General features: G+C 61.8%; 10 protein-coding genes. All 10 read left to right on the top strand.

Annotated elements, in window-relative coordinates:
* Nucleotides 1–6: 6 nt before the first annotated feature.
* The 10 genes from E308F_RS06245 (at nucleotide 7) to E308F_RS06290 (ending at nucleotide 22,219) form a co-directional block, all read left to right on the top strand.
* Nucleotides 7–1,143 (top strand): metallophosphoesterase family protein, encoded by a 1,137-nt coding sequence (locus E308F_RS06245; RefSeq protein WP_141264014.1) that lies wholly within the window; start codon nucleotides 7–9, stop codon nucleotides 1,141–1,143.
* The gene (locus E308F_RS06250) at nucleotides 1,131–4,739 is read left to right on the top strand and encodes an AAA family ATPase (RefSeq protein ID WP_141264015.1); all 3,609 of its coding nucleotides are present in this window, start codon (nucleotides 1,131–1,133) and stop codon (nucleotides 4,737–4,739) included. Before E308F_RS06245 ends, E308F_RS06250 begins: the two co-directional genes overlap by 13 nt.
* Before the next feature lie 33 nt (nucleotides 4,740–4,772).
* On the top strand, nucleotides 4,773–8,252 hold the full coding sequence (gene addB / locus E308F_RS06255; protein WP_141264016.1) for a helicase-exonuclease AddAB subunit AddB: 3,480 nt from the start codon (nucleotides 4,773–4,775) through the stop codon (nucleotides 8,250–8,252).
* Complete coding sequence (gene addA, locus E308F_RS06260; RefSeq protein WP_141264130.1) at nucleotides 8,252–12,142, top strand: helicase-exonuclease AddAB subunit AddA; 3,891 nt, start codon at nucleotides 8,252–8,254, stop codon at nucleotides 12,140–12,142. The genes addB and addA overlap by 1 nt, the downstream gene beginning before the upstream one ends.
* A gap of 91 nt (nucleotides 12,143–12,233) precedes the next feature.
* Nucleotides 12,234–13,532, top strand: a complete 1,299-nt coding sequence (locus E308F_RS06265; RefSeq protein ID WP_141264017.1) for a uracil-xanthine permease family protein — start codon at nucleotides 12,234–12,236, stop codon at nucleotides 13,530–13,532.
* 70 nt (nucleotides 13,533–13,602) lie between these two features.
* On the top strand, nucleotides 13,603–14,994 hold the full coding sequence (locus E308F_RS06270; RefSeq protein ID WP_141264018.1) for an N-acyl-D-amino-acid deacylase family protein: 1,392 nt from the start codon (nucleotides 13,603–13,605) through the stop codon (nucleotides 14,992–14,994).
* Between the two features lie 394 nt (nucleotides 14,995–15,388).
* Nucleotides 15,389–16,846, top strand: coding sequence for a Wadjet anti-phage system protein JetA family protein (locus E308F_RS06275; protein WP_141264019.1), 1,458 nt, complete (start codon nucleotides 15,389–15,391; stop codon nucleotides 16,844–16,846).
* 61 nt (nucleotides 16,847–16,907) lie between these two features.
* Nucleotides 16,908–17,519: a DUF4194 domain-containing protein gene (locus E308F_RS06280; protein WP_141264020.1), complete on the top strand. Its 612-nt coding sequence runs from the start codon at nucleotides 16,908–16,910 to the stop codon at nucleotides 17,517–17,519.
* A complete protein-coding gene (locus E308F_RS06285; RefSeq protein ID WP_141264021.1) occupies nucleotides 17,488–20,991 on the top strand; it encodes an ATP-binding protein in 3,504 nt (1,167 codons plus the stop codon). The genes E308F_RS06280 and E308F_RS06285 overlap by 32 nt, the downstream gene beginning before the upstream one ends.
* Entirely contained in the window at nucleotides 20,924–22,219 is a 1,296-nt protein-coding gene (locus E308F_RS06290; RefSeq protein ID WP_253256401.1) for a Wadjet anti-phage system protein JetD domain-containing protein, read from the top strand. Before E308F_RS06285 ends, E308F_RS06290 begins: the two co-directional genes overlap by 68 nt.
* Nucleotides 22,220–22,403: the final 184 nt, after the last annotated feature.

Genomic DNA, 22,403 nt, shown 5'->3' on the forward strand with positions numbered 1-22,403 from the left:
GCGCCGTTGTTTCGCGTCCTGCACCTGGCGGATCTGCACCTGGGCTACCGGCCCGACCTGCCGGCACCGCTCCAGGAGGAAGTCTGCCGGGAGCGCAACGGGGTTTTAAAGGCGGCCGTAGATTTGGCCCTGGATCCCCGCCAGGAGATCAGTATGGTCCTCATTGCCGGGGACCTCTTTGACAACCATCAACCCGAGGCTTTCCTGGTGGAGGAAACCATCCGGGAATTGGGCCGGCTGGAAGCCGCCGGTATCCGGGTGGTGACGGTGCCGGGAAATCATGACGAAATTACATATAACGATGCGGTTTACCGCCGCGAAGCCAGGCGCTGGCCGGGCCTCCTGGTTACTGAACCTATGCCGGCGAAAGTGGCTACCTTAAATATTAATGGCGATGCCTGTCACCTGATGGCCATGGCCTACACGGGCGGTGTCAGCCGGGTTGACGGCCCGTTAAAGGATTTCCCTCCCGCGGGGGAGGACGGGGTAAACCTGGCCGTTTTCCATGGTTCCCTGGACTGGGACGGGGGAGAAAGGAGCCTGCCCCTGGATGGGGGAGCCCTGGCAGCCGCCGGCTACGACTATATAGCCCTGGGCCACATCCACTGCGGGGGACAAAAGCAGCTTGGCAGGGGCCGGGCCTGCTATGCGGGCATGGTGGCCGGGAGGAGTTTTGCCGACCCCGGCACCGGCTCCTGGACCATAGTCACCCTGGGAGACGGCCCGGCGCGGGTGGAGCAGGTACCGGCGCAGGTAACGCCCTGGCGGGTAGTTGAGGTGGATGTTACGGCGTTTCATGAACCGGAGGAGTTGGAGGCGGCAATCAGGGAATCCCTTGACCCTGGCGCCCTGATGCAAGTGCGCCTGGTAGGGACGATTGCCTTTGAGCTGGATCTGGAGGGCCTGCAGGCCCGCCTGGGCCATCTCTGTTCTTACCTTGAACTGGTGAATGATACGGAAGGGTGGGCACCGGAAGTCCTGGAGAGCCTGGCCGCCGAGCCGACCATCAGGGGCCTTTTTGTCCGTCGCCTGCAAGCAAAGCTTGCCGGCGCAACGGGACCCGGGGAAGCGGAGGTAATGCGCCGGGCGCTTTTTCGCGGGCTCCTGGCCCTGAAGGGAGGCGGCGGGTCATGCCGGCTGTAACCTGGCGGCGGCTGAGCCTGGCAGGTTTTGGCTGCTACCGGGAGCAGGTGACTGTTACTTTCCAGGAAGGCCTCAACGTCCTGGTGGCCCCCAATGAAAAGGGCAAATCAACTCTCGTTGCCGGCCTGGAAGCCGTCCTTTTCGGGCTGCCCAACACTGTTAACCCGGAAGCCTTTGGCAGCGCCCGTTTTGCCAACCGGGAAGAGCCGGACCGGTTTGAAGGAGAAGTGGAGTTTTTGGTGGACGGCCGGGTATACGCCATAAAGCGGCAATTCAGCACCAACCGGGTAACCCTTAAGAGGAGGGGCGATCACGGCTGGGAGGAAGTCTGGCGGGGGAGCCACAACCCCGGCGCCCATAAGAAAATCCCCGCTTATGTCGAACACCTTACTGCTTTTCTGGGCATTACCTCCCGAGAGCTCTTTGAAGCCACCTTCTGCCTGGGCCAGCCCCTACCGGAAGGGCGGGCTTTAAGCAGTGAGGTGCAAAAGCTTCTTTCCGGCAGCGGCGGCCACTATCAGGATGCCCTGAAAATACTGGCCGGCGACTTAAGGGCCCTGACCCGTTACTGCGGCGACCGGGGCGTGGGCAACAACGGGCGCAAAGATGCCCGGCTGGAGGAGCTGCAGGCGGAAATTGCCGCTTTGCGGGCGCAGCAGCAGACAGCCGGCAGCACCATCGAGGAGCTGGCTGTCATACGTTCCCGGCTCCAGGAACTGGCGACAGAAATTAAGAACGTCCGGGCGCAACTAAAAAAACAGCAGGACCTGCGGGCGGCCTGGGATAGGTGGCGGGCCCTGCAGCTGAGGTACAAAAGCGTCCTGCGCGAACAGCAGCAGGCCGCGGCGGTCCAGGAGAGGGCCCGGGAGCTGGAACAGAAGATCCGCCGGCACCGGGAGGAGGCAGCCCGGCAGTATCCCGAGTGGGCCGCGGCCCCGGCAGGCAGCGCCGGCCAGCTCGACCGCCTGGTGGAGCTGGAGCAGGAAATAGCCCGCTTACAGGGCGAGGCGGCGAACTGGGAGGCGCAGCTCCGGGATTTAAATGAAGAACAGGAAGCATTAACGGCCAGGCTGCAGGGTGAGCTGGCAGCAGTGGCCAATCACCCGGACATCCTGCGGGACCTGGAGGACCTCCAGGGCCTCCTCAAAGAGCAGGAGCAGCTGGCCGGGCAGATACAGGAACTGGCGGCCCGGGCGGAAGAGGTGGCTGCTGAACTGGCCGACCTGCCTGATTTCAGCGTGCTGGGAAACAGCCCGGCTGCAGTCCTGGAGGGTTTACAAGTTGCGGCGCGCCAGCTCCTGGAGGACTGGGGCCGCTTTCAGGAGCAGCAAAACCGCTATAAGAAACTGGAAGCGGAACTGGCCGGGGATTTAAGCTGCTTTGCCGGGCTGCCGCCGGAAAAGGAAGCCCTGGTGGCCAGTTATGAGGCAACCAGGCTCGCCCTGGAAAAGGAAAAAAAGGAGGCCCGGGAAGCCTGCCGGCGCCTGGAGGAACAAAAGGCGGCCTACCGGCGCCGCGAGGAAGAGTACCGGCGGGAATTCGGCGACCTGGACGCTTTAGGAGAGGAAGCCCTCCACGCCGCCACAGATAAACCCGGGCTTCTCGCCGAACTCCAGGCCCGGGAAGCGGCCAGGCAGGCGGCCCTGGCAGCCGGCTGCCGCCGGAGGCAGGTTTTAACCCTGGCCCTGGCCGGCGCCGGCCTGCTAGCGGGCCTGGCAGCCGGGCTGGCCACCGGCAGCTGGCTTCTTGCAGCGGCGGTTGCCCTGTTCCTTGGCGGCCTGGGCTGCGGCGCCGGAGCTTACCTGGGCCGTCCTGGCAGAGACATCCTGGACCTGACTGCAGAAATTACCGCCCTGCAGGAGCAGCTGGCGCAGCTGGATGCCATATTAGGCCCCTGGGCGGGGGCTGCGGCGGCTGAGCTGGGCGAGCTGCGCCGGCGCTTGCTGGAGCGGGAACGGGCGCGGGCGGAACTGGCAGCCCTGGCCGCTTCTCTGCCCGGCACGGCTGAAGAAGAGGCGGCCCGGCAGGCCCTGGAAGCAGCCGAGAAGGCGCTTCGGGACTTCCAGGCCGCTACCGCCGCCATCAGCGCCCGCTTTAACGATGTGACGGCAGCCTATCGCCGTTACCTGGCTGCCAGGGAAGAGATGGAGCGGCTGGCAGCCGGGATGGAGGCCTTTACCATAAAGGCCGTGGGAGCGCCGCCGCCGGCAGCTTTAACGGTACCCCTGGCCGGCCTTGGAACCCCGTGGCCGGGTCTGGCCCGCCTGGCGCGGCTGGCCGGGCAGGCCCCGGCCACGGTGGGCGAGCTTTTGACCTGGTTAAAGGAACTGGACCAATCCGCCTGGGAAGATTTCCTGGCCCGGGCGCGGCAGTGGGAGGAATTGACGGCCCGGGACCGGCAGGTAAAAGAAAAACGGGAGCAGCTCCTGCAGCCGGATAAAGAGGGGCGGACGGCCCTGGTACGCCTGGCGGCAAAGATCACCGGGCTGGAAAGACATATAGCCCCCTTTACAGCGGCTACCGCAGCCGGGGAAATTGCTCCCCTGCTGGCAGAGGCGGCGAGGATAAAAGAGCGCCTGGCGGAACTGGCCGGCCAGCAGCAGGCTGCCGGGAGCAGAGTTAAGGATTTACGGGGGCAAATCCAGGAGCTGGAACTTGAGGCGGAAGGCTTGCGGGAAGATCTGGCCGCCCTCCTGGCACCGGCCGGTGGGGATGCCGGTAAAGCCCTGAAGCGCCGGCAGGGCTATGAACAGCTGGCCCGGGAATGGCAGGGCTGGCAGGAGCAGCTGGCCGGACTCCTGGGCGAAGGCAGCCTGGAAGATCTGGCTGCAGCTTACCTGGATGCCGCCAACCGGACCATGGCCGTCCTGCAGGAATGGCAGGCTCTGGTCCGGGAGCACCCGGGCCTGCCCGAGCCGGGAGGGGAAACAAAAGGGGAGGAACTGGAAGAACAGTACAGGGCCCTCCAGGCAGGGATATTAGAAATGGAAGGCCGGCTGCAGGGGCTGGAAGAAGAAGAACGTCAGCTCCTGCGCCGCCAGTCCCAATTGGAAGGCGGCCAGATCGCCAACATAGCCATTGTTGCCGAGACCCTGGCTGCCAGGGAAAAGGAGCTGGAGCGCCTGGAGCTGGAGGCCGGTGCCCTGGCCCTGGCCTACCGTGAGCTTGCAGCCGCGGCCCGGGATTACAGCCAGAACTACCGCCGCGAGCTGGCCCTGGCTGCCAGCCGCTATTTTAACCTCTTTACGGGCCGGCAGGAGCGCCGGGTAGAGATCACTGAAGATTTCCAGGTCGAAGTCAGGGAAGGAGGCGTAGCCGTAGCCCTGGCCCAGCTCAGCCGCGGCGCCCAGGACCAGCTTTACCTCTCTTTGCGCCTGGCTATTGGCGACCTTCTGAGCGCAGATTTAACCCTGCCCTTTATCTTTGACGACTGCTTTGTTAACTGTGACGCTGAACGCCGCGAGCGCATCCGGGAGAGTCTCACGGCCCTGGCCCTTGAGCGGCAGCTGCTTCTTTTATCCCACGACCCGGATTTTGCCGCCTGGGGAACCCCGGTGCAGATCGAAAGCCAGGGAAGCCTGTTAAGTGCTACTTAATGACCCGCTTGTTCATAAAAGGGAGTGTTGAACTTGTCTTTACGTCTCGTCCTGGGCCGTGCCGGGTCGGGCAAGACGCGCTTTTGCCTTGAGGAAATAAAGGCCGCCCTGGCGGAGGGGCCGGCAGGCCCGGCCCTCATAATCCTTACCCCGGAGCAGGCCACCCTGCAGATGGAATTGGATTTACATAGAGCCGTCCCCTGCCCGGGCTTCAGCCGCGCCCAGGTCTTAAGCTTTCGCCGCCTGGGCTGGCGGGTCTTCCAGGAGGCCGGCGGCGCCGCCCGGCCCCACCTGGGCGAGATGGGCAAGCGTATGGCCCTGCGGGCCATTCTCAATGCCCGCCAGGGGGATTTGACCCTTTTCGCTTCCCTGGCGGGCAGTCCCGGCTTTGTTGAGCAACTCGCCCATACCATCGCTGAATTAAAGCTCTACCGGGTTGAGCCCGGCGAGCTCAAGCGGGTAGCCGAGCATTACCGGGAGACCGGCCGGGGGGAAACCATCCTGGGCCGCAAGCTTCACGATCTGGCCCTCATTTACAGCGAACTGGAAAAATATCTCGCCGGCCGCTACCTGGATCCCGACGATTATTTGACTTTACTCGCACGGCGGTTGCCGGAAGCAAGCTTTATTAAAGGAGCCCTGGTCTGGGTCGACGGGTTCAACGGTTTTACCCCCCAGGAAGAGGCCGTCCTCCAGGCTTTAATGGCCGCAGCCGGCCGGGTGACGGTCACCCTCTGCCTGGACCCGGCCTTAAGGCACCGGCAGCTGGGCGAGACGGAGCTCTTCCACCCCACCGGCGACACCTACCACCGCCTGCAGCGCCTGGCCCGGGCCGCCGGGGTTAATATCGAGGCCGACGTTTTGCTTACGGGTACGCCGCCCCGCTTCCGGGAGACGCCAGCCCTGGCCCACCTGGAAGCCCATTTCGGCCGGTGGCCTCTAAAACCTTTGCGCGGCTCCCCGGGCGGCATCCGGCTGGTAGCGGCGGCCAACCCCCGCCTGGAAGTCGAGGCGGCAGCCAGGGAGATTTTGCGCCTGGCCCGGGAAGAGAACCTGCGTTTCCGGGAAATGGCCGTCCTGGTGCGCGATCTGGAGCCCTACCACGACCTCATTGTCAATACTTTCCGCGACTTTAACATCCCCTTTTTCATTGACCGCCGCCGGCCGGTAGGCCACCATCCCCTCCTGGAGCTGGTGCGGGCGGCCCTGGAAACCGTCCTGGAAAACTGGGCCTACGATCCCGTCTTCCGCTATCTTAAGAGCGATCTGGTACCCGTCTCCCGCGAAGAAGTCGACCTGCTGGAAAATTATGTCCTGGCCCACGGCATCCGCGGCCGCCAGTGGCTGGAGGAGCGTCCCTGGCAGTTTAAAAGCCGCCGCGACCTGGAAACTCCAGGCGCGGATGAAAGGGAAGAGGCCGTGGCGGCAGCCGTCAATAGCGCCCGGGACCGGGCCGCTCGGCATTTGCGGCGCTTTTACCGGGCCGTCCAGGGCCGGACGTTAACGGTGCGGGAGATCACGGCCGCTCTTTTTAGCCTGCTGCAGGAGCTCCAGGTGCCCCGGCAGCTGGAAGCATGGCACCGGCAGTCCCTGGCCGCCGGGGACCTCGATGCCGCCCAGGAACACGAGCAGGTCTGGGACGGCCTCATGGACCTGCTGGATGAGCTCATCACGGCCCTGGGGGATGCTGCCATGGAGCTGGCGGAGTATGCCGCCATCCTGGAGGCCGGCATGGAAAGCCTGAAACTCCGGCTCATTCCCCCGGCCCTGGACCAGGTGGTGGTGGGTACATTGGACCGTTCCCGCCAGCCGGAACTCCAGGCGGCCCTGGTCCTGGGTGTGGGGGAAGGGATGCTGCCGGCGCGGCTGCCGGAAGACGCCACCTTCAGCGACCGGGAAAGGGAGGAACTGCAGGCGGCCGGGGTAGAGCTGGCCCCGACCGGTTCTTTAAGGCTTTTCCATGAAGAGTTCCTGGCTTACCTGGCCCTGACCCGCTCGCGGCGTTTTCTCTGGTTGAGCTACCCCCTGGCCGACGCCGGGGGCCGGGCCCTGGCCCCGTCACCCCTGGTTCGCCGGCTGCGCCAGCTGCTGCCGGGTTTAGAAGAAGAAAACATTGGCCCGGATTTACCGGGCGGTGAGGCCGACCTGGTCTATCTGACCACGCCGCGCCAGGCGGCCGGCCACCTGGCCCGTATTTTAAGCCGGAGACGCCCCCTGCCCGCCCTCTGGCAGGAGGTTTACCGCTGGCTGGAGCAGGACCGGGACAGGGAAAGGTGGCTCGCCCTCCTGGGCGGCGTCAATTATTACAACCAGGTGGAGCCCCTGGAGCCCGGGCTTGTAGAACAGCTTTACCCCGGGCCTTTACGGAGCAGCATCTCGCGCCTGGAGACCTATGCCGCCTGCCCCTTCCGCTACTTCCTGGCCTACGGCCTCAAACTCCAGGAAAGGCAGATGTACCGGGTGGACCCGGCCGGAATGGGCCAGTTTTACCACGCGGCCTTAAAACTCTTTGTGGAAGAATTAACGGGCAGCGGCCGCGACTGGGGCGAGGTGAGCGACGAGGAGGCGGCGGCTATCCTCAGCCGGGTGATAGAGGAACTGGCCCCGGCCCTCCAGCATGAGATTTTAAGCAGCAGCGCCCGCTACAACTACCTCCGCAAAAAGCTCGAGCAGACCCTGCAGCGGGTCCTGGAGGTCCTGAACGAGCACGCCAGGCGGGGAGAATTCCGGCCCCTGGCGGTGGAGGCCTATTTTGGCATGCGGGGAGACCTGCCGCCCCTGGTGCTGGAGGCCGTACCCGGCAGGCAGGTCATCCTGGAAGGCAGGGTGGACCGCATCGACGCCGCCCGTTACCAGGACCGGGCTTACTTGCGGGTTATCGACTACAAGAGCAGCCAGACCGGTCTGGAACTGGACAGGGTCTACCACGGTCTTTCCCTGCAGCTGCCCCTGTACCTGCAGGCGGCCCTGGCAGCGGCACCGGCGCTTCTGGGTGAAGCCGCCGAACCGGCCGGCATCCTCTATTTTGCCGTCAGAAACCCCATTTTAAGGCAGCGGGCGCCGGTCCGGGACACCACCGCGGTGGCAAGGCTCCGCCGCCAGGCCCTGAAGATGCGCGGCCTGCTCCTGGCAGAGCCGGAGATTATCAGGCTCATGGATAAAGCAGTCGACCTGACCCCGGACCTCCTGCCCGTGCGGCTGAACAAAGACGGGAGCCTGCGGCGGGGCGCGCCGGCAGCCACCCGGGAGCAAATAACGCTGCTCCTGGCCCTGGCCCTGGCCAGGGCCGCAAGTCTGGCCGGGGACATCCTTTCCGGCCGGATAGAGATCAGCCCCTATCGCCAGGATAAGGCCACGGGCTGTGATTTCTGTCCCTACCGGCCGGTATGCTGCTTTGACCTCCAGATACCAGGAGGTACCTACCGCCGCCTGGCGCGCTTGAAAGGCGAAGACTTCTGGAAGGCAGCCCTGAGTTTCTTGACGGGGGACGGAGGGGAAGGTGAACTGAAGTGATGGGTGAATATCAGAAGCGTTCCTGGACGGAGGAACAGCTGGCCGCCATCCAGGCGCGGCAGGCCAACCTTCTGGTGGCTGCCGCTGCCGGTGCCGGCAAGACGGCCGTCCTGGTGGAACGGATTATCCAGCGCCTGACGGATCCGGCAGCGCCGATTAGTCTGGAAAACATGCTGGTGGTCACCTTTACCGAGGCCGCTGCTGCCGAGATGCGCCAGCGGATAGGGGCCGCCCTGGAAGCGGCCGCCGCCCGGCAGCCGGAAAATGAATTCTTAAGGCGCCAGCTCCTGCTGTTGAACCGCGCTCACATCAGCACCATCCACTCCTTCTGCCTCTGGGTCGTCCGGACCTATTTTTACCGCCTGGACCTCGACCCGGGCTTTAAGGTCATGGACCCGGCCGAAGCCGACCTCCTGCAGCTGGAGGTTATGGACCAGGTGCTGGAAGAGTGCTTTGCCGCCGAACCCGAGGGAGGCCCCATAACCGACCTGGCCGACAGCCTGGGTGGTCGCGGTGATGCCAACCTGGTGGACCTGGTGCTGAAGGTCTGGCATTTTACCCGGAGCCTCCCCTGGCCGGAAGCCTGGCTGGCGGAGGCGGCGGCAGTTTACCGCGTACCTGAAGGTACCCCCCTGGAGGCGCTGCCCTGGTACCGGGAGATTAAAGAAGTAATTGCCCTGCGGTTGCAGGAAGCGGCCTATTACCTGCGCCAGGCCTCCAGGCTGGCAGCCAGTCCCGGCGGCCCGGCCGTCTACCTGGACAACCTGGAAAGGGAGGAAGCTCAGGTAAGGGGCCTCCTGGATGAAATGGGCGGTCTTACCTGGGAGCAGCTGTACCAGAGGATTTCGTCCGTTACTTTCGGCAGGCTGAAAGCCGTCCGGGGCAGCAGCGTGGATGAAAGGCTGAAGGAAAAGGCCGTCCAGTACCGGGACCAGGCGAAAAAGCTGCTGCAAGAACTGCAGGAAGAATTCTGCCGCGATGAAGCTGCCATCAGGGCCGAACTGGAGCGGGCCGGGGAACTGGTTGCAGCCCTGGTGGAGGTGGTCCGCCGCTTTGACACGGCCTTCACAAAACTGAAACGCCGCCGTGGCCTGGTGGACTTCGGCGACCTGGAGCACCTGTGCCTGCAAGTCCTCCTGGACGAAAAGGCCGCCCCCGGCGAGCTGCGTCCCTCGGCCGTAGCCACGGAACTGCGCCGGCGCTTTGAGGAGGTGCTGGTAGACGAATACCAGGACATCAACAGCATCCAGGACGCCATCCTGACCCTGGTTTCCCGGCAGGAAGCAGCCTGTTCCTGTGTCGGGCCGGGAGGGGCTTCCGGCCAGGCAGGGAACCAGCCGGCTGCCAAACCCAACCTTTTTATGGTCGGTGACGTCAAGCAGAGCATCTACCGTTTCCGCCTGGCCAACCCGGAGCTGTTCCTGGCCAAATACAGCCAGTACCCGGAAAGGGAAGGAGCGTTAAACCGCCGCATTATCCTCAAAGCCAATTTCCGCAGCCGCCAGGGGATAGTGGACGGCGTTAACTTCATTTTCCGTCAGGTCTTTTCCCGCCTGGTGGGAGAACTGGAGTACGACGCCGCCGCGGCCCTGGTGGGAAAGGCCGGCTACCCGGAACACCCGGCGGCGGCAACGCCGGCCATCGAAGTATATATCCAGGAGAGACAGCTGGAAGGAGAGGCCGGGGCAGACCCTGGCGAGGATACGGCCGGAGCCGGGGAAGGGGCGGTGGACCCGGCAGGCGCGGCGGCCGGGGAAATGGATCTGGAAGAATTAACGGCCCTGGAGCGGGAGGCGCGGCTCGTAGCCCGGCGCATCCGGCAGCTGGTTCACGGGACCCCGGAACGGCCCGGGCCGGAGTTCCAGGTCTGGGACCCGGAAAGCAAAACCTACCGGGATCTAAGCTACCGGGACATAGTCATCCTGCTGCGGGCCACCAGGGACCGGGCGCCGGTATTCCTGGAAGCCCTGCAGCAGTGGGGTATCCCTTCCTATGCCGACCTGGGCAGCGGTTACTTTGCCGCCACGGAAGTTGAAACTATCCTCTCCCTCCTGCGGGTGATCGACAACCCCCACCAGGATATCCCCCTGGCAGCCGTGCTGCGCTCTCCCCTGGTGGGGCTGACGGCTGCGGAACTGGCCCGCATCCGCCTGGCGGCCCCGGGGGAAGATTTTTTCACCGCGGTGATGAAGGCCGCCGGGGCTGGGGAGGATGGTTCCAGCCCGGAAACCGGGCAGCAGGACCTTGCCGCCCGCCTGCGGGGGTTTTTAGCCCGCCTGGAAAGGTGGCGGACCATGGCCCGCCGCCAGCCATTGGGGGACCTCATATGGCAGCTGTACCGGGAAACAGGGTACCTGGAGTTTGCCGGCGGCCTGCCGGGAGGCGCCCAGCGCCAGGCCAATTTACGCGCCCTCCTGGACCGGGCGCGCCAGTTCGAGGGTTTTGCCCGCCATGGCCTCTTTCGCTTTTTACGCTTTATCGAACGGCTGCGGGAGAATGAAGGCGACCTGGGTACGGCCCGCCCCCTGGGAGAAAATGAAGACGTCGTCCGGGTCATGAGCATTCATAAAGCCAAAGGACTGGAATTCCCCGTGGTAATCGTGGCCGACCTGGGCAAAGGCTTTAACTTCCAGGAACTCACCGGCGATGTCCTCCTCCACGGCAAACTGGGCCTCCTGCCCCTGTACCTTGATGCCGCTGCCGGCATCAAGTACCCCACCCTGCCTTACCTGGCGGCAGCCCACCGGCTGCACCTGGAAGCTTTAAGCGAAGAAGTCCGCATCCTCTACGTCGCCGTGACCAGGGCGCGGGAGAAACTCATCCTGGTGGGCTCGGCCAGAAATTTGCCCAAACAGGCAGAAAACTGGTGCGCCGGCCTGTTTGTTGGTGGAGAGCAGCTTCCCCCCATGCTCACGGCCCGGGCGCGAAGCCCCCTGGACTGGCTGGCTGCCGCCCTGGCCCGTCATGCCCACGGCGCGCCCCTGCGGCAGCTGGCGGGGATAGATGAAGGCTGTCTCCTGGATGACCCGTCTTGCTGGCAGGTAGAAGTGGTAAAGGCATCGGCCCTGCCTGCCGTTACGGGCGAGGTGCCCCGGGAACCTGCCGCCGTTCCAGGATACAGCCCGGTAAATTGTCGCGGAATGGAAGAGCAAGCACCCGGGGGAGAGGCTGACCACGCCCGGCTGCGGCAGGAGGTAGACCGGCGCCTTTCCTGGGTATATCCGCGGCAGCCCCTGACGGCGTTGCCGGTTAAACTGGCCGTCACCGACCTGAAGCGGCGCTTTGATGTCTTTAATGAGGGCGATACCCCCGTACGCCCCGGGGGCGACGGTTTTACCCGCCGGCCCCTTTTCCTCCAGGCCAGCCAGGGCCTGACGGCAGCCGAGCGCGGCACCGCCACCCACCTGGTCCTGCAGCACGTGGACTTAAGCAAACCGGTGACGGGGGAAAGCCTGGCCGGGCTGCTGCAGGAAATGGTAGGGCGGGAGATCCTGACGCCGGAGCAGGCGGCCGCCGTCGATACCAGCGCCATTGTCACTTTCTTTGCCGGTCCCCTGGGCCGGCGCCTCCTGGCCCGCCCGGAGAAGGTAAAGCGGGAACTGCCCTTTTCCCTGGCCGTGCCCGCCGCCGGGCTCTACCCCGGCCTGCCGGCGGAAGCGGCCGCCGGCGAAATCATCCTGGTCCAGGGCATCATCGACTGCCTGGTAGACGAGGAAGACGGCTTTTTGCTCCTGGACTTCAAGACGGGCCGAGTCCCCCCCGACCCCCTGGCCGCCTACCGGGAGCAGGTGCAATTGTACGCCCGGGCAGTAGCAGTTATCTTTAAACGTAGTGTCAAGGATGCCTATCTCTATTTCCTTGATGGATGTGTAGAATTTAAGGTATTATAAACTCATACTGGCTTATTCCAATTTATCAAAGCCCATGAGTATCAATATTTGCCTCCAGCCTCCGGATGGCTGATGGGAGGAGCAATTTGCATTGAAGGAGAAAGGAATTGTTGTCCTGTACGCCCTGCAATGGATTGTCTATCATATCGGCGTAATTATCTCGGCCCCGATAGTCGTGGGTAACGCTTTGGGACTGAATCCTGCGGAAATCGGTAAGCTGAGCCAGTTGACTTTCTTCTTGACCGGCATTGCCAGCTTAATGCAAATAAGGTTTGGCCACGGGGGATTGCTTATCGAAGGTCCGGCGGCTCCCTGGTGGACTGCTTGTGTAATTTTGGCAGGAATAGCAAAGGAAATGGGGAGACCCCTGGCCAGCGTCCGGACAGATATTGAAGGGGCGATGATTGTTGCCGGCCTGACCCTGGCTGTACTTGGGTCTATCGGCCTGATTAAGTGGGCACGTTCTTTTTTTACCAACCGCGTCACCGGGATACTTTTGATGCTGCTGGGTTTACAGATTGGCGGCGTGGGGATCAAAGGCCTGGCCAGCGGCGGGCTAAAGCTTTTTATAATCGGTCTTTTGGTACTGCTGATGGTAATCTACCTTACCCTTCATGGCAGGGGGCTGCTTAAAAACAGCGCCATTATATTGAGCGTAGCTTTTGGCTGGCTGCTAAGTTTTTTAGCAGGTGAAGTTATCCTGCCGGGTGGTAGCGCATGGTTTTCCCTGCCGTCCTTATTTCTGTGGGGGCCGCCTAGCTTCGAAATTGGAAGCGTAGTTTCATTCCTTTTGCTTGGCCTTTTACTGATTCCCAATGTTGTCGGCAGTATGGCAGCCCTGGAAGCTGCCACAGGTGAACGTTTACCGCTGAAAAAATACGACCGCGGGCTGGCCATGAGCGGTACAGCCAATTTTTTAGCCGGCGCTTTTGGCGGGATAGGAACTATACCTTTCGCCATATCTGCGGGTTTAATCTCCTTTTCGGGAAATAAATCGCCAAAGCCCTTTATACTTTCCTGTGTTATATTTATAGCCATGGGGTTGTTTCCCCCGCTGGGTGCCCTGGCCGGGAGTGTACCCCAACCTGTTGCGGCAGCAGTACTGCTGGTATCAGGTTGCTCCCTGGCAATGATTGGTTTACGGGACATGGTACGCGAGGAGATTACTTTACGGGAGAATTTTATTATCGGCCTGAGCTTGCTTTCTGGCATCGGCGTTATGCTCCTGCCGCACTCGCAGTGGGAGCAGATCCCGGGGTGGGCGGCAGGCATATTGAGCAACGGCGTCATTGTAGGAACCCTTGGAAGTATACTCCTTGAACATGTAGTGTTGAGGAAACCCCGGCAAACCGTTTCACAATCTATTACAGGCAAAGCTGGTCATAATTAGCAATTATCTCTCAAACAGATTGTCAATAGGGTAGGATTTTTGCCTGCTGGCGTCGAATACTTGTATTACTATGAGCAAGCAAATATCCAGGCGCCAGTTTTTATTAGGAACCGGTTCCTTGATGGCCCTGGGTTATCTGTCCTGGTTGGGGTTGATGCCAGGGATTATATCAGCTGGCAATAAAAACGGGACAGGGAAACCAGGAACGCCGGCAGGGCAAAGCCCCCCTTTACCCGAGCCGGTAGAATGCGACCTTGTATTCCGCAGTGGCCTTATTATCGACGGCAGGGGAGATAAAGCGTACTCCGGCAGTGTTGGCATTAAAGGGAAGCAAATCACTGCTGTAGGAGATTTCCAGGCCGCGCCGGGAGCAGTAGAAATAGATGCCAGGGGCCTGGTTCTCTGTCCCGGCTTTATTGATGTCCACTCCCACACTGAACAGTACCTGGCCGCCGGCGGCAGAGCGGAGATGCTGCTGCTTCAGGGGGTAACGACCCACCTGGGCGGTAACTGCGGCACTTCGGTGGACAGGGTAGGCTCCTTCCTTGGGGGTATCCATAAACTGGCCATCAACCTGGGTATCCTGGCCGGGTACAAACACCTGCGGCAGGCGGCTGTCGCCAGGGAAGGGCGGCAGGCCAGTGCCGGCGAAGTGGCAGCTATGCAGGACAAACTGGCCGTGGCCCTGCAGGAGGGGGCCTTTGGTCTATCGGTGGGACTGGAATACTGGCCCCAGACCCTGGCTACGACCCGGGAACTGGTTGAGCTGTGCCAGGTTTTAAAACAGTACGGCGGGTTTTATGCCACCCACATCCGCAGCGAGAGCGACCGGGTACTGGAAGCCGTAGAAGAGGCTTTAGAAATAGGGCACCAGGCAAGTGTCCCGGTGCAGTATTCTCATATCAAGACCTCCTTCCAGCGCAACTGGGGGAAAATGAAGCGGGTCCTGGGCCTCCTGGATGATGCCCGTCAGGGAGGGCTGGATGTAACCGCCGATGTCTACGGCTACACTTTTTCCAGCTGGGATCTGGGAAGCAAACGCCACTCGATTAGCGAAGACGACTTGATCCTTGCCCTGCAGCACCCGGCTGTAATGATCGGCAGCGACAGCGGGCTTGACAACCTGGGGCGAGCTGTTCACCCCCGTGCTTACGGCAACTACCCCCATATCCTGCGTACATACGTTTTAGATAAAGGGGTTATCTCTTTAGAGCAGGCTATTCATAAAATGACAGCCATGCCGGCGCGGCGGATGGAGTTGAAGGACCGCGGTCTCCTGGTACCCGGCTATAAAGCCGATGTGGTAGCCTTCGACCCGGGAACTATTGCCTCCCGGGCCACCCGGGCTAACCCCAACCGGCTGGCTGCCGGGGTACGCTGGGTGCTGGTAAACGGCCAGGTGGCAGTAAAAGATGGACAGCTTACAGGGTGCTCTGCCGGGGAAGTCCTGCGGCGCGCCTGAACCTGATAGGGGAAGGCCAAGCCGCTTTTCCTCCCTGGCCCATTTCCATATGTCACATCAAACGGGCGCGGCGGGTCAGGCTGGTGGAGAACCATACAGCCTAGGTCGAAGGGGAGCGTCTATTTTTTTGCGCCAGGATACCCGCATGAAGGGACCGACACATAAAGAAAATATGCATTTTTCGCATAAGAACGTATCTATTTTGGAATTACCCTTTGCTCCGGTCTTAAAATAAAATCAAACAGTCCTGGGAATCCTGGTGATAAAGTCCTTAAAATAAAAAGGACTTTTTAAGAAAAATGTCGAACAGTTTAAATCTACCCGGTTGCTCTGCGGGCCTGTAAGATTGCCGGCGAGCAGTTTTAAAATACGAGTCACCGGGGGAGCTGTCCGGATGAAACTTTTCGAGGTGATACCGGAGCGCTTGTTCCAGGTTTTCAGCGGCCGGAACCGGCATATTTATGCCGAGGCCCTGCTTCTCCTTTATGAGCAGTACCGGGTCAACCGCTTTGGCATCCAGTATGAGGTCATGCGGGATTTGATGCAGGAACTGATCGAGAGCCAGGAGGAGGCCGGCCTGGTCTATGAGGTGGAGGAGGAAGAGGAGCAGGAGCCTGCCGCCGGCGGGCTTTTTGACGGCAACGGCGAGGACCTGGCCCGGCTGAAGGCCGGCGTCCTCTTGCGTCGCCTGGACAGGTTAAAGTGGATCCAGGTGGAAGTACGGGATAATTTCCGCCGCTACATCGTCCTGCCCCGCTACGCCAGCCGTTTGCTGGCCGTTTTCCAGGAATTATGCGAGAACCGTACCGTTGAGTACCAGCGCTTTGCCTTCGTTACCTACCAGCTCCTTTCCGGCGAGGAGGCCAGGCAGCGGCCCGGCTTTGCCATCCTGGAGGCCCACAGGATGACCCAGGAGTTCCTGGAGGAACTGCGGGTGCTGGCCAACAATATGAAATACCATATGGAGCAGGTGGTGGCCAAAGCCTCCATCCAGGAGGTTCTGGACCACCATTTTGAAGAGTACAAGGCCCACATCATCGACCGCAGCTACCACCGCCTCAAGACTTCGGACCATGTTTCCCGTTACCGGCAGCGGATCCTGGCCACGGTCCAGGAGTGGCTCCTGGACCCGGAATGGATGGCCCGGGCCGTGGAAGACGCCCTGCGCAACGAGTTTTTTGCCAGCAGGGAAGAAGCGGCGGACCAGCTGCGCCGCGCCCTCATGGACATCGAAGAGATTTACCGCGGCCTGGACGAAATCTTTTACCAGATCGACCTGCGCCACAACCAGTACCTGCGCGCCTCCTTCGAGCGGGCACGCTATTTAAGCCAGCACAGCTCCGGCGTCGACCGGTATCTGGCGCGGATCCTGGAGTGGACGGCGGCGGGCATCAGGAGGGGCGACCTGCCGGCGGAAGATTGCCTGCCCGGCCTGTTCAACCTGATGCGCCTCAATCAATTAAACGAGCAGTCCCTGTATACGCCGCGCCGGCGGCGGGCGCCCCACCGGCCTGAACCCCAGGTGGTGGTGGCTGTCCCCGAGGAACTGAAAAGGCAGCTGCGGGAGCAGAACCTGCAGCGGGTGCGGCAGGCCATTACCAGGGAAAAGGTGAGCGCCTACGTCCTGGGCCGCCTGGGCGAGCGTCAGGAGATGGGCATCGAGGAGCTGGCGCCCACCAATATGGAGGAATTCCTGTACCTTCTCTATGTTTATCTCTACGGCTACGACGGTCTGGCCGGCTACCGGCTGGTGCCGCGGGGCGCGAACCGTATCCTCGACATCGGCGGCTATCGCTTTTATGACCGGCGGATAGTGCGGGTGGATACGGGCAGGAAGCGGCGGGCCGTTTAAAGCTGCTGGCGGGGAAGGGGCGCTACCTGTAAGACACAGGAAGAGGTAAAGGGGGAAACCGGTGCTTAACCTCGGGGAAAACCTCAGTGAACAGGAAGCCGGGCGGTTGCGGGAGGTCATCAACCGCCTGCTGGCCGTTAATTTTCTAAACAAGGAACAGGAGCGGGAGCATTACCTGGTGGCGCGGCGCCACCGCCAGGTTGTGGAGGAGTTTTTCCGCTTCCTCGGCTGGGAGATCGTCTTTGACGACCGCCACGAATGCATCTTTGTCCTGTCCCCGGAGGCCGGCTGCCGGCGCAACCTGACCCGGGAAGAGAGTATCTGGCTCCTGGTCCTGCGCCTCATCTACCAGGAAAAGCGCCAGGGCCTTTCTTTGAGCGAGTTCCCGGTCACTACCCTCCACGAGATCCGGGCCAAGTATGAAGCCTTCCGCCTGCCCCTTTTTAATAAGACCAGGCTGCAGGAACTGGTGCGCCTGGGCACCCAGTACAAACTCCTGGAACCCCTGGATGACGACATCAGGTCCGACGACTGCGCCTTCCGCCTGTTCCACACCCTTCTTTACGCCGTCCAGGCGGATACGGTAGAGAAGCTGTACCAGAAGATCGCTGCTTATGAACAGGGGAAGGAGGAACTGCCGGATGAAGTGGCTGCGCCGCCTGCGGCTGATTAACTGGCACTACTTTTATGACGAGACCCTGGAGTTCGGCCGCCAGACCCTTATCGCCGGCCGCAACAGCGCCGGCAAGTCGACCATCATCGACGCCCTGCAGGTCCTCCTGGTGGCCAACCAGCGGCAGATCCGCTTCAATTCGGCGGCCCACGATGAGGCCAGGCGCTCCCTCATCAGCTACCTGCGGGGCAAAACCGGCGGGGAAGCCAAGAAGTACCTGCGGGAAGGGGATTTTACCAGCTACATCGTCGCCGAGTTTTACGACCAGCAGAAGAGGGAAAACTTTGTCGTCGGCGTGGTGATGGACGTCTACGGCGACGATACCATCGACGACGAATACTTTATCCTCGCCGGGGTGCAGCTGGCCGACCTGGATTTCTGGAGCCCGGCGGAGCGCTGGAAAAACCGGGAGGAGTTTCACCGCTACTGTCAGAACCTGCCGGGACGCCATATCTTCGAGCGGAGCAAAACCGGCTATCAGAAGGCCCTCCTCAACCGCCTGGGCCAGGTAAGCGAGCGCTTTTTTCCGGTTTTCGTCAAGGCCCTTTCCTTTAAACCCATCCAGAACGTGCGGGATTTCGTCTACCAGTATATCCTGGATGAGAAGGAGCTGCAGCTGGACCTCCTGCGGCAGAATTTTGAAATCCACGAGCGCTACCGGGCGGAGCTAGAAGCCCTGGAAGAGCGCCGGGAGAAGCTGGAAGCCATCTGCCGCCAGTTCGAAACCTTTGCCCGGCTGCGGGATACGGTGGCCGTCCAGGAGTACGTCATCCGCGGCCTGAAGCACGCTCGGGAGGTGGAGCTGCGGGACCGCCTGGAGGAAGAGATACGCTTCCTGGCAGCCGAGGTGGAACGCCTGGGCCGGGAGCTGGATCTGGCGCGGGCCAGGCATCAGGAAGCAGGGGACAAGGCCAGGGAGGCCTATCAGAAGTGGCAGGGGCACCAGGCCAGGCAGCGGGAGCAGGAGTTAAAGGAAGGCCTGGCCCGCGTAGATAAGGATTTGCAGGAGCAGGAGCGGCTGCTGGCGATCCTGCGCCAGACCCTCGACCGGGAGAAGGCCCTGCTGGCCGGCCTGCAGGAGATGGAAGCGGATGAATACTGGCAGTGGCAGCCGGGGGAGCAGGAGCGCCTGGGACGGGCCCTGGAGCTGCTGTCCGGATTGGTTCCGGCCGGGGACGCTGATTGGTTACCGGGGGAGGATACCGTGGCCGCGGTGCGGGATACGGGTCTTTTCCTGGCCGGCCTGCACAGCCGCTGCGCCCGGGCCGCCGGCCGCCTGGAAGACCGGCTGGCCCTGCTCCAGCAACAAAAAGCGGAACTGGAGGGGCAGATCCGCGACCTGGAGAACAAGAAGCGGCCCTACCCCCCGCACGTCCTCAACTTGAAAAGGCTCCTGGAAGAGCGCTTGAACAGGCGCTCGCCGGTCTGGATCTTCTGCGAGGAAATGGACCTGAAGGATGAAACCTGGCGGGACGCCGTGGAGGGGTATTTGTACACCCAGCGCTTCGACCTGTTGGTGGAACCCCGGGTCTTTGCCGAAGCCCTGGCCATTTACGAGAGAGAGAAAGGGAAGCACCAGGTAGAAGGAGTCGGCCTGGTGGATACGGAGAAGGAGCAGAAGTACCTGGGCACGGCGCAGGAGGGTTCCCTGGCGGAGGAGATGGTAACGGCCAACCCGGTCATCCAGGCCCACATCGACCATCTCCTGGGGCGGGTCATGAAGGCCCGGGACGAGCAGGACCTGCGCCGTTACCGCACTGCCATCACCAGGACCTGCATGTCCTATCACAACCTGGTAGCCAGGCAGCTGGAAAAACACCGCTACGCCGTTCCCTATATCGGCGCCCGGGCCATAGCGCGCCAGTTAGAGATCAAGCGCCGGGAGCTGGCGGAGACGAAAGAACAGATAGAGATGCTGCAGGGCAGGAGGGAAAAGCTGGCGGCCTGGCTGGAGCGCCTGGCCGACAAGAAGTCCCTTTACACCGGCATCAGCGAACAGCTGGACCTCCCGGCCCGCATCCGGCGCTTACAGGAGGAACGGGCCGCCCTGGCTGCGGAGCTGGAACGGCTGGACCTGGGGGAAGTGGAGCGGTTAAAAGAAGAATATTACTACTGGGAGCGCCGCGAAAAAGAGCTGTTGAACGAGATTACCGAAATCAGCGGATTAAAAAAAAGCCGCGAGAACGAGTTGAACCAAAAGCAAACGGAGCTGCACCTGCAGGAGACGAGGGTGCAGGAGGCCCTGGCCTTCTGGCAGTCCTGGCGGGAGCAGTATCCGGTGGAACTCCTGCCCCGGGCCGAGGAACGCTGGCGGGAGGTGGAGGGTCAGGACCTGCCCGCGGCCGGCAAGCTTGTCAACTGGGAGAACAGCCAGAAGGGCAATATTACCAGGCGGGAGCAGGAGTTCCAGCGCCTGCGCGACTTACGCCACGAGTACAACCTGCGCTACACCTACAACGCCGATCCCGGCGCCCCGGATAATGAAGCCTACCGGCCCCTGCTGGCGGAAATCGCCACGGTGGATATCCCCCGTTACCGGGAAAAGCTGGCCGAGGCTCTGAAGCAGTCGGAAGAAGAATTTAAATCCCATTTTATCTTTAAGCTCCGCGAGGCCATTGAAGCAGCGCGGCGGGATTTCAACGAGCTCAACTACGCCCTGAAAAACTTTCCCTTCCACGAGGACCGCTACCACTTTGAGATTAAACCCAGCGAGAGGTACAGGCGTTTTTACGACGTGATCATGGACCCCGGGGTGATGGAGCAGGGTTCCCTTTTTGAGCTGCCCGAGGACGACCGGGCGGCCGTCCTCCACGAGCTCTTTGAGAAGCTCATCCGCGGTGAGGCCGGGGAATTGGAGGAATTCACCGACTACCGCAACTACCTGGATTTCGATATCGTGGTCACCAGCGGTGAACACCGCTATTCCTTCTCCCAGGTGCTGCGGGAAAAATCGGGCGGCGAAACCCAGACACCCTTTTACGTCGCCATCCTGGCGTCCTTTAACCATCTCTATGCTACGGGCAAGACCATCCGCCTGGTGGTGTTTGACGAGGCCTTCAACAAAATGGACGAGGAGCGCATCCAGACCAGCCTCCGGCTCATCAAGCGCATGAACCTGCAGCTCATTGCCGCCGTACCCGATGAAAAAATGCAGCACATGGCGCCGGAAGTCGATACCACCCTGCTGGTGCACCGCAACGGCTTCCACTGTTTTGTGGATATGATCAGCCGCCAGGAAGTGCTGGCCGGAGATGAGGTGCCAACCGGTGACGGGCAGCCGGATGGCCACAGCGATACGGCCGGGGGGCGGGCAGAAGGGCCCGGGGGAGATGACGGTCAGTGGCGCCGTGCCGGCGGCACCGACGGTGAAGAAAGCGGCCTGCCGCGGCAAGGGGGTGTAAGGATTGGCCGGGACGGGCAGAGACCTGCAAGCGCAGTACCGGTACAAGATTCTCTCTTTGCTGATCAGTAAATACGAAGGGAGCCGCTCCTTTCAAACCGGCACTCCGGGCAAGCAGCGACCCCAGTTCGCCATGAAGAAGAGCCCCCTGGCCGGCGATTATTTTGATGAGATGGACCACCGCAAAAGGGAGGCCATCCACGCCGCCCTGGCCGAACTGGCAGCTGCCGGGGTGGTGGAGGTCACCTGGCCCCGCTTCCAGGAAGGCCGGCAGGTAGAAAAAGTATATTTAAACTTTGACGCCATCCCCCGGGCCTATGAGCTGGCGGGCCTGGTGCCCAGGGCGGAGCGGATCAGCAGGCTGCGCCAGATCCTGGCACCCCTGGCTACCCACCCCTGGGAGTGGGTGCGGCGATGGTGGGCGGAAGTGGACGCGGCCCTGGCCCGGCGCCGGGCGGCCGGCCTGGACCTGGAGGACCCGGAAGGTTATGGGGAACTGGTAAAGGTGCTCCTGGCCCTGCCGGGATTGGAGGACAGTATACCTGAGCGCATCTTCAGCCAGCGGGTTCTGGGGGATTCCAAGGCCTTCGAGCAGAGGGTGAAAAAGCGGCTGCTGGCCCTGCTCAAGTCCCACGGCCCAGAGGAATATGAAACCGACGCCGAATACCTGGACAGCGTCGGCTTGACCGATAATCCCAAAATGGTGCTGGTGGCAGGGGCCTTTACTTTCCGGGCGGGAGAAACGCACTTCCGGATGGACGAGCTGCCCGGAGGGTTGGGATTATCGCCTCAAACTGTACGGTCAATGAAAATCACGGGCGTTCCGGCGCGGTGGATTTTAATAGTAGAGAATCTGACCACCTACTACCAGGTGGTTCAGGAAGTTTATAATTTTACGCCGGCCGGCCTGGTTATCTATAGCGGCGGTTTTCCCTGCCGCGGGGTGCAGCGATTTTTAAATAGGCTTAAGGAATACCTTGATACTATTGACTCCACCAAGCCACCGATCTACCACTGGGGCGATATGGACTACGGCGGCATCCGTATCTTTGAATATATAAAGCGCAAATTTTTTCCCTCTTTACAACCCTACCTTATGGATGTCATCACTTATGAGAGGAGCCTGGAGGCGGGCATATCTTTTGGCGACGAATATGCAGCCAAACTTTCCAGGCTGGCTGCAGATCCCGCCTATGCTTCCTGGCGTCCTTTGCTTGAAGCCATGTTAAGGCACCGCAAGTGGATAGAACAGGAGTCCCTGCATTTCTTTCTACCTGACCTAAGCAACGAAGCAGGCTAGTCACTTTAGAGCAAATGGATTACTGAAGGCTTTACATCGCACCGCGCGCAAACACGCGCTTACGCCCCCTGGCACCCCCTCCTGCAAGCCATGCTGGAGCACCGCAAATGGGTGGAGCAGGAGAGCATTGGGCCTGGCGCAGCCCTACCTGTTCTGCCGCCTTAAGCAGCGGGACCGTGTATCC

The organism is Moorella sp. E308F (assembly GCF_006538365.1).
GTDB lineage: Bacteria > Bacillota > DSM-521 > Neomoorellales > Neomoorellaceae > Neomoorella.

Excerpts from the sequence above, each read along its gene's own strand:
- E308F_RS06285 (WP_141264021.1), top strand. The coding sequence starts at position 17,488 with ATGAAGTGGCTGCGCCGCCTGCGGCTGATTAACTGGCACTACTTTTAT.
- E308F_RS06250 (WP_141264015.1), top strand. The coding sequence starts at position 1,131 with ATGCCGGCTGTAACCTGGCGGCGGCTGAGCCTGGCAGGTTTTGGCTGC.
- E308F_RS06270 (WP_141264018.1), top strand. The coding sequence starts at position 13,603 with ATGAGCAAGCAAATATCCAGGCGCCAGTTTTTATTAGGAACCGGTTCC.
- addA (WP_141264130.1), top strand. The coding sequence starts at position 8,252 with ATGGGTGAATATCAGAAGCGTTCCTGGACGGAGGAACAGCTGGCCGCC.
- E308F_RS06275 (WP_141264019.1), top strand. The coding sequence starts at position 15,389 with ATGAAACTTTTCGAGGTGATACCGGAGCGCTTGTTCCAGGTTTTCAGC.